Below are 7,432 nucleotides of genomic sequence, written 5' to 3' on the forward strand. Positions count from 1 at the left end.
GTGAGTACTTGGTAGAACGAAGCAGCCGCAGCGGCGCGGATGACGGTGACAGTGACGGTCGGGAGGCCGCAGATGACGTTTCGACAGTCCAGCAAGTTGAAGGACGTGTGCTACGAGATCCGTGGCCCGGTCGTCGACCAGGCCAACGCCCTGGAGGAGGCGGGTCACAGCGTCCTGCGGCTGAACACCGGCAACCCCGCGCCGTTCGGCTTCGAGGTGCCGGAGGAGATCCTCCAGGACATCATCCGCAACCTGCCGAACGCGCACGGCTACAGCGACTCCCGGGGCATCCTCCCGGCCCGGCGCGCGGTGATGCAGTACTACCAGCAGCGCGGCGTCGCGGGCGTGACCGTCGACGACGTCTACCTCGGCAACGGCGCCTCCGAGCTGATCCAGATGGCCGTGCAGGCGCTGGTGGACGACGGCGACGAGGTCCTCGTGCCGATGCCCGACTACCCGCTGTGGACGGCGGTGGTGCGGTTCGCCGGCGGCCGGGCCGTGCACTACCTGTGCGACGAGGACGCGGACTGGTTCCCCGATCTCGACGACATCGCCTCGAAGATCACCGACCGCACCAAGGCCATCGTCGTCATCAACCCCAACAACCCCACGGGCGCGGTCTATTCGAAGGAGCTCCTGGAGGGCATCCTCGAACTCGCCCGCCGTCACGGCCTGATGGTGCTGGCCGACGAGATCTACGACAAGATCCTCTACGACGGCACCGAGCACCACTGCCTCGCCGCGCTCGCCGACGACGTGCTGACGCTCACCTTCAACGGCCTCTCGAAGTCCTACCGGGTGGCCGGGTTCCGCAGCGGCTGGCTGGTCGTCTCCGGCCCCAAGGACCGGGCCGCCGACTACCTGGAGGGCCTGACCATGCTGGCCGGCATGCGCCTGTGCCCCAACGTGCCGGCGCAGTACGCCGTCCAGGCCGCGCTCGGCGGCCACCAGTCGATCCACGACCTGACCCTGCCGACCGGCCGGCTCACCGAGCAGCGCGACGTCGCCTGGCAGGCGCTGAACGAGATCCCGGGCGTCAGCTGCGTCAAGCCCAAGGGCGCCCTCTACGCCTTCGCCAAGCTGGACCCCGCCGTGCACAAGATCGTCGACGACGAGCGGCTCGTCCTCGACCTGCTGCTCCGCGAGAAGATCCACATCGTGCAGGGCACCGGCTTCAACTGGCCGCGGCCGGACCACTTCCGCTTCGTCACGCTGCCGCGCGCCGACGACCTGGAGACGGCCATCAACCGCATCGGCCGCTTCCTGTCGACGTACCGTCAGTAGCCCGTCGCCGGCGCGAGGTCCGCCCACAGGGCGACGGCGTCGGAGGCGAGGGGGACGAGCTCCTCCCCGCCGGCGCCCTCGCCCCCTCCCCACCACACGCCCTGCCCCGCGCCCATCGGCCGCTCCTCCCCGCCGGCTCGCCAGCGCCCGCCCCGCACGAGGAGCACCCCGGCGTGTCCGGCCGGCGGCGCGACGGCGCCGGTGACGCGCTCCACCCGGACCGTCCAGCGCCCCCGCCGCACCATGAGGTTCAGCACGCGGCAGGCGCCCCCGGCCGGCCGGGCGGTCAGTTCCAGCTCGCCGGGGAATCCGAGCGGCTCCTCCGGCCGCGCCGTCCGGTCGAAACCCCCCGGCGCCGTCAGCCGTACGCCCTCGCCCGCGAGCAGCGTGAAGGTCCGGTCCACGCCGGGGAACGCCGAGAACGGCCCGTCCTCCTCGATGTCGGCCACGCTCGCCCGCCACGCGAAGTCCGCGGCGCCCGCCGGCCAGGAGACGAGCTCCCGCGTCACGCCCCCGCCGTTGCGCCACCGGCCCGCCACCAGGGTCTCGACATCGAAACGGCGCATACGGCTGACTCCTGGGCTGCGGACGGACGAAGGGCCGCAGGATCCTAACCCGCGCCGCGCCCACCGCCCGTCCGCGCACCCGGATCCGTACCGCGTGCCCCGCCCTCCGCGCTCCGCACCCCCGGGGCGGCCGGCCGGAAAGGGGCACGTCCCCGCATCGGACGGCCCGTGTCAGGCGGCCGCCCGGCGGCGGCCCCGCACGCGGCGCGGGTACGGGAAGAGCCGGGGAGCGCGTTTCGCGGCCACGTCCTCGACCCAGCCGAAGGTCAGCACCAGCAGTCCGGTCAGGGGGATCGCCACCACCAGCGGGAACCACTGGCTGCTCAGCAACCACCGGAAGTGCTCGTAGAAGAAGCCCACGGACCAGAGGGGGTCGATCAGGGGGATGGCGGCCACCAGCGCGGTCTGGTGCCAGAGGTAGACGCTGACGGCGCGCGCGTTGAGCAGGCTGATCAGGCCGTTCCAGCGTTCCAGCGGCCGGGGCCACCGCTCCCAGGAGGGGCTGATGTGGAGCAGGAGGGCGACGAAGCCGAAGGACCACAGGGCCTGGGCGACCGGCCAGCTCTCGATGTCGGTGTGCACGGTCGGATCGACCGGCCGGGTCTGGAGGTACCACCAGCCGGCCACCATGACCAGCGGCGCGACGGACGGCACGACGTACTGCGGGATCTTCCTGAGCAGGCCCTCCTGGTGCGCCATGCCGAGGATCCAGCAGGCGCCGAAGGTGCCGAAGTCGCTGGCGTTCTCCCAGACCCGGCCGTAGAGGAACTCCTGGTCGATGAAGAACGTGTGCATGACGATCACCAGGCCGAGCGGCGCGCACAGCGTCACCACCGGCATCCGCCGCAGCGCCCACAGCATCAGCGGTGACAGCAGGACGAACCAGAGGTACGCACGGAGGTACCAGAGCGGCACGATGATCTGCACGGCCCAGCCCTGCCCCACAAGGTGGTCGAAGCCGCTCAGCGCTTCGGCGTACGGCGGGGTGCTCAGCGGCAGGATCCAGAACAGCAGCTTGCCCCACCACCACGCGGGGTGCCCCTCGGCGTCGGGCCCGTCGCCGTCGAGGATCTGGGCGGTGACCACGATCGCGCCGAACAGCCAGAGCGGCGGCAGCAGGCGGCGCAGGCGGCCCCGGATGACGCCGAGGGCGGGCCTGCTGAGGGAGCGGGTCATCAGCGACCCGGCCAGGGCGAACATCACGCCCATCGACGGGAAGACGAGGGGCAGCCAGAACCAGCCGAAGTTGTGGTAGAGCACCACACGCCCCAGCGCCAGGGCGCGCAGCATGTCGAGGTAGCGGTCCCGGCCGCCCTTGGCGCCGGACGGCGCCGTCGGGACGGACTCCGCCTGCGGCGCCTCCTGGGGACGCGGAAAGGCGGGGACGCGCAGCCGGAGGGTGTCGTGGGTGCCCACGGACTCGAAGGACGCGGTCATGGTCAGGCCTCCACCGGTGCGGCGACCTCGCCGGTGCGCCGGAGCTTCTGCCAGCGCAGCCGGCCACCGGTCAGCGCCGTGATCGTGGACTGCAGCAGGACGATGTACATCAGCTGTCGGTAGACCAGCTGCTGGATCGGCAGGCTGATCAGATGCAGGGGCTTCTCGCCGTCGAGCCGGAAGGCGTACCACGACAGCAGGGCCTGGAGCAGGATGAAGCCGCCCCAGCTGGCGAGGGTGATCGGCGCGTCCGCGAACAGCACGCCGTACAGCAGGAACATGTCGACCAGCGGCGCGAGCAGCGGGGCGACCACGCCGAACAGCACGACGAGCGGCAGACCGAGCCGGCCGAAGCGGCCGGCCGGACCGCGGGAGGTCACGGCACGGCGGTGCTTCCACATCGCCTGCATGCTGCCGTAGCTCCAGCGGTACCGCTGGGACCAGAGCTGCTGGATGCTGGCGGGGGCCTCGGTCCAGGCGCGGGCGCGCTCGGCGTAGACGATCCGCCAGCCGTCGCAGAGCACCGCCATGGTGATGTCGGTGTCCTCGGCGAGGGTGTCGTCGCTCATCCCGCCGACCCGCCGCAGGGCCTCCTTGCGGAAGGCGCCGACCGCGCCGGGGATGGTCGGGATGACGTTGAGCATGTCGTACATCCGGCGGTCCAGGTTGTGGCCGAGGACGTACTCGATGTGCTGCCAGGCGCCGATCAGGCTGTCGCGGTTGCCGACCTTGGCGTTGCCGGCGACCGCGCCGATCGTCGCGTCGCCGAACGGCTGGACCAGCTCGCGCACGGTGGAGGGCTCGAAGACGGTGTCGCCGTCCATCATCACGACGATGTCGTACGACGCGGCCGCGATGCCGGTGTTGAGCGCGCTGGACTTGCCGCCGTTGGCCTGGCGGATCAGCCGGACGAACGGCAGGGCCATCGCCTCGACGATGTCCGCCGTGCCGTCCGTGGAGCCGTCGTCGATGACGATGACCTCGATCGGATGGTCACTGGAGGCCAGCGAGTTGAGGGTGTTCGCGATGCACTCGCGTTCGTTGTAGGCCGGGACGAGGACGGTGACCGGCTCGGTGACGGGCGCTCCCCACGCGTCCCGCCGCCGGGAGCGCCGGGCGTGGAGCGGTGCGAGGATGAGCATCAGCGCGAACCGGCCGAAGTTGAGGAAACCGACGACGGCGAGGAGCGCGACCAGGACCGGCAGGGTGAGCACGGCGGCCTGACTGGCCCAGATGAACACCTTGCCCGCCCACAGCCGGTAGCCGTGCACCGGCACGTTGGCGTCGGTGGCGCCGAGCGCCTCGGAGACGGTGGCGAAGCGGTAGCCCTCGCCCTGCAGCTTGTCGATGATCCGCTCGAGCGCGGCGAGGGTCTCGGTGCGGTCGCCACCCGCGTCGTGCAGCAGGACCAGCGCGCCCGCGCCGGGCTTGCGCGGCATCGCCGCCTCGACGATCGCGTCGACGCCGGGGCGCTTCCAGTCGTCGGTGTCGCGGTCGATGAACGCGGTGAGGTAGCCGCGGGAACCCACGTACTTGATCACCGGATAGTTCCAGTCGTCGAGCGCCGAGGCGTCGGAGGAGTACGGCGGGCGGAACAGCGCGCTGTGGATGCCCGCGACTCCGGCCAGCGCCAGCTGCGTCTGCGCCAGCTCCCAGCTGATCCGCGTCTCGGACTGGTACACGAGGTCGGGGTGGGTGAAGGTGTGCACGCCGATCTCGTGGCCGGCCGCGACGATCTGCCGGATCAGCTCCGGGTGGCGCGTGGTCATCGCGCCGGTCACGAAGAAGACCGCGTGGACGTCGCGGGCCGCGAGCACGTCCAGGATCTTCGGGGTCCACTCCGGCGAGGGGCCGTCGTCGAAACTCAGGACCACGGTGCGGTCGGGGACCTGGTAGCTCACCGGGTGCTCGTTCTTGTCGCCGCGCGCGTCGATGATCGGGCCGCCCTTGAGCAGGGTCTCCGGCACGGTCGTCTTGTCGACCGAGGTCGCGATCCGGGTGTCGTGGAACGCCTCGTTGGTGGCGAGGCCGCGGAGGACGAGGAGCGCGAGCAGGCAGGCCAGCAGGGACAGCGGCATGACGAAGCGCAGCGGCGGCGCGGCCAGTCGGCGCGGTCTCAGCAGGGACTGCCGACGGCGCTGGTGGCGGGACAAGGGCGCTCCTGGAGAGAGGGGTGGTGCGGACGATCGGGCACGCCCGACCCGCCCGCAGCGCTGCTCCGGGCGACACGGCGGTCGCGTCGTGCCAGGGAAGGGCAGGGCGTTCGGCGGGACGGCCGAACTCTTCGGGCGGGGTGTCCGCGCCTTCTAGGGCCAGAAGGGAGGCAGGGGTCCCCCGGTGGGCAAGTAGGCGGGCTTCGGCGGGATCTCCATCGCCGGGGCGTCCGCCTGCATCCCGATCAGGCTGCCGCCCATGGCGGCCGCCAGGATCGCGCCGACCACGGAGACCGGCCAGCCGAAGCGCCGGAACAGACGGCTGCGGAGACCCGACTGGTCGACGAACACCGGTGCCGGAACGGGCTCCTGGGGACTGGATTCGGACACACCGGGCCATGCCGGGTGCGCCGGTTCCCGCCCGAAGGATGTGGAGGTCTGGCGCAACTCGTGTGGCCTTTTTGTGCAGGGACGTAGACGGCTGAAGCGTAGAGCGAACCGTATCGAGCACCCCCGATCGATTGGTGCGAGATATCCGCTTTTGGCATGCCCCGATCGAATGTCGTGACCAGATCGGTATCTCGACGGGGGCGCTTCGCCCCGGTCGGCGGTCGGGTCGGGCACACGCGGAAGAGTGGCCGAAACCCTTCGCTAGGATGACGCCTCACTTCCTGTGAACAGCGTCCGGCGCCCGCGCGAGGAGCATGCCCGGTCATCGCCCCGACGCCTCGCCACCCCACGCCCCAAGGAGCCCGCGTGAGCCAGCCCCGCCGCACCTCCCTTCGCCGTGCGCGGACGGCACTCGTGCTGCCCGCGCTCCTGTGCGCGCTCGCCGCGTGTTCCGCCGACCCCCAGGCCGGCGGGAGCAGCGACGCAGCCGGGCCCGCGCGGGACGCCTCGCCGACGCCCACCGGACCGCCGGGCACCCTGTTCGACGATTTCGACTACACCGGTGCCGACGACCCTTCCTTCGCCGCGCAGGGCTGGGAGGTCCGTACCAGCGGGGGCGGCCCGGGGATCAAGGACAGCTGGGGCGCCGGCGGCGCCGCCTTCTCCTCCGATCCGACGGCCGAGGGGAGCAAGGTCCTGCGGCTGCGCTCCTCCACCGACGGCACGAAGCAGGGCACCACGCAGGTGGAGGTCCAGACCACGAGCCGGAACTTCTTCACGGGAACCTTCGCCGCCCGGGTCCACTTCAGCGACGAGCCCACGAGCGGACGCGACGGCGACCACGTCGTCCAGACCTTCTTCCCGATCTCCCCCTCGGACTCCTCGGAGAACTACAGCGAACTCGACTTCGAGTACCTGCCGAACGGCGGCTGGGGTTCGGTGGGTCCGCAGCTCGACAACGTGAGCTGGTACAAGGCCGACCCGCCGGACCGGGTCCACAACACCCTGAAGCGGCGCCTCGGGGGCTGGCACACCCTGATGATCACCGCCATGGACGGGAAGGTCGTCTACTCCCTGGACGGCAAGAAGCTGTTCACCAGCTCCGGCAAGTACGTCCCGCGCGACCGGATGGACATCCACTTCAGCAACTGGTTCATCGACCTCCCCTTCACCGGCGGCCCGCGCACCTGGGACATGAAGGTCGACTGGGTCTACCACAAGGCCGACGAGGCCGTCTCCCCGGCGGACCTCCGGAAGACGGTGGCCGACTTCCGCGCCACCGGCACCGCCTACGTCAACACCGTCCCGAAGCCCTGACCCCGCCCTCGACGCCGGCGCCGGGACGGACGCCGCCGAGCCCACCGGGCCCCGCCCCACGAAGCGCACGTCGAACCGGGTCGACGTGCGCTTGACCGGTCGACGCGCGCGTCGACCGGTCAAGCGCGCCGGTCCCCGACCGGTTCCCGAAAACGATCGAGGGGCCGTTTCAGAGCGATCTGAAACGGCCCCTCGATCTACGACTCCTTCGAGTCGGGACGACAGGATTTGAACCTGCGACCCCTTGACCCCCAGTCAAGTGCGCTACCAAGCTGCGCCACGTCC

The 7,432-nt window shown here is 71.2% G+C and carries 6 protein-coding genes and 1 tRNA gene; 2 read left to right on the plus strand and 5 right to left on the minus strand.

Annotated elements, in window-relative coordinates:
- Positions 1-72 precede the first annotated feature (72 nt).
- On the plus strand, positions 73-1,284 hold the full coding sequence (locus IE245_RS04850; protein WP_189945461.1) for a pyridoxal phosphate-dependent aminotransferase: 1,212 nt from the start codon (positions 73-75) through the stop codon (positions 1,282-1,284).
- Here IE245_RS04850 and IE245_RS04855 read toward each other — a convergent pair.
- From IE245_RS04855 to IE245_RS04870, 4 genes are all read right to left on the minus strand, one after another.
- Positions 1,278-1,850: a HutD/Ves family protein gene (locus tag IE245_RS04855; RefSeq protein WP_189945462.1), complete on the minus strand. Its 573-nt coding sequence runs from the start codon at positions 1,848-1,850 to the stop codon at positions 1,278-1,280. The genes IE245_RS04850 and IE245_RS04855 overlap by 7 nt on opposite strands.
- Positions 1,851-2,021: 171 nt before the next feature.
- Positions 2,022-3,287 carry an acyltransferase family protein gene (locus IE245_RS04860; RefSeq protein WP_229851069.1) on the minus strand — a complete coding sequence of 422 codons (1,266 nt, stop codon included), beginning with the start codon at positions 3,285-3,287 and terminating at the stop codon, positions 2,022-2,024.
- A gap of 2 nt (positions 3,288-3,289) precedes the next feature.
- A complete protein-coding gene (locus tag IE245_RS04865) occupies positions 3,290-5,365 on the minus strand; it encodes a bifunctional polysaccharide deacetylase/glycosyltransferase family 2 protein (protein WP_189945579.1) in 2,076 nt (691 codons plus the stop codon).
- Between the two features lie 228 nt (positions 5,366-5,593).
- Positions 5,594-5,830, minus strand: a complete 237-nt coding sequence (locus IE245_RS04870; protein WP_189945463.1) for a hypothetical protein — start codon at positions 5,828-5,830, stop codon at positions 5,594-5,596.
- A gap of 366 nt (positions 5,831-6,196) precedes the next feature.
- Here IE245_RS04870 and IE245_RS04875 point away from each other — a divergent pair, with 366 nt between their 5' ends.
- Positions 6,197-7,147: a glycoside hydrolase family 16 protein gene (locus IE245_RS04875; RefSeq protein WP_189945464.1), complete on the plus strand. Its 951-nt coding sequence runs from the start codon at positions 6,197-6,199 to the stop codon at positions 7,145-7,147.
- 213 nt (positions 7,148-7,360) lie between these two features.
- On the opposite strand, the gene IE245_RS04880 is transcribed toward IE245_RS04875, so the two are convergent.
- Positions 7,361-7,432 (minus strand) — tRNA-Pro (locus IE245_RS04880).

Origin of the sequence: Streptomyces roseolus, assembly GCF_014649855.1 — a bacterium.
Taxonomy (GTDB): domain Bacteria; phylum Actinomycetota; class Actinomycetes; order Streptomycetales; family Streptomycetaceae; genus Streptomyces; species Streptomyces roseolus.

Coding starts and splice junctions, on each gene's coding strand:
- IE245_RS04850 (WP_189945461.1), top strand. CDS start 73: ATGACGTTTCGACAGTCCAGCAAGTTGAAGGACGTGTGCTACGAGATC.
- IE245_RS04855 (WP_189945462.1), bottom strand. CDS start 1,850: ATGCGCCGTTTCGATGTCGAGACCCTGGTGGCGGGCCGGTGGCGCAAC.
- IE245_RS04860 (WP_229851069.1), bottom strand. CDS start 3,287: ATGACCGCGTCCTTCGAGTCCGTGGGCACCCACGACACCCTCCGGCTG.
- IE245_RS04865 (WP_189945579.1), bottom strand. CDS start 5,365: ATGCCGCTGTCCCTGCTGGCCTGCCTGCTCGCGCTCCTCGTCCTCCGC.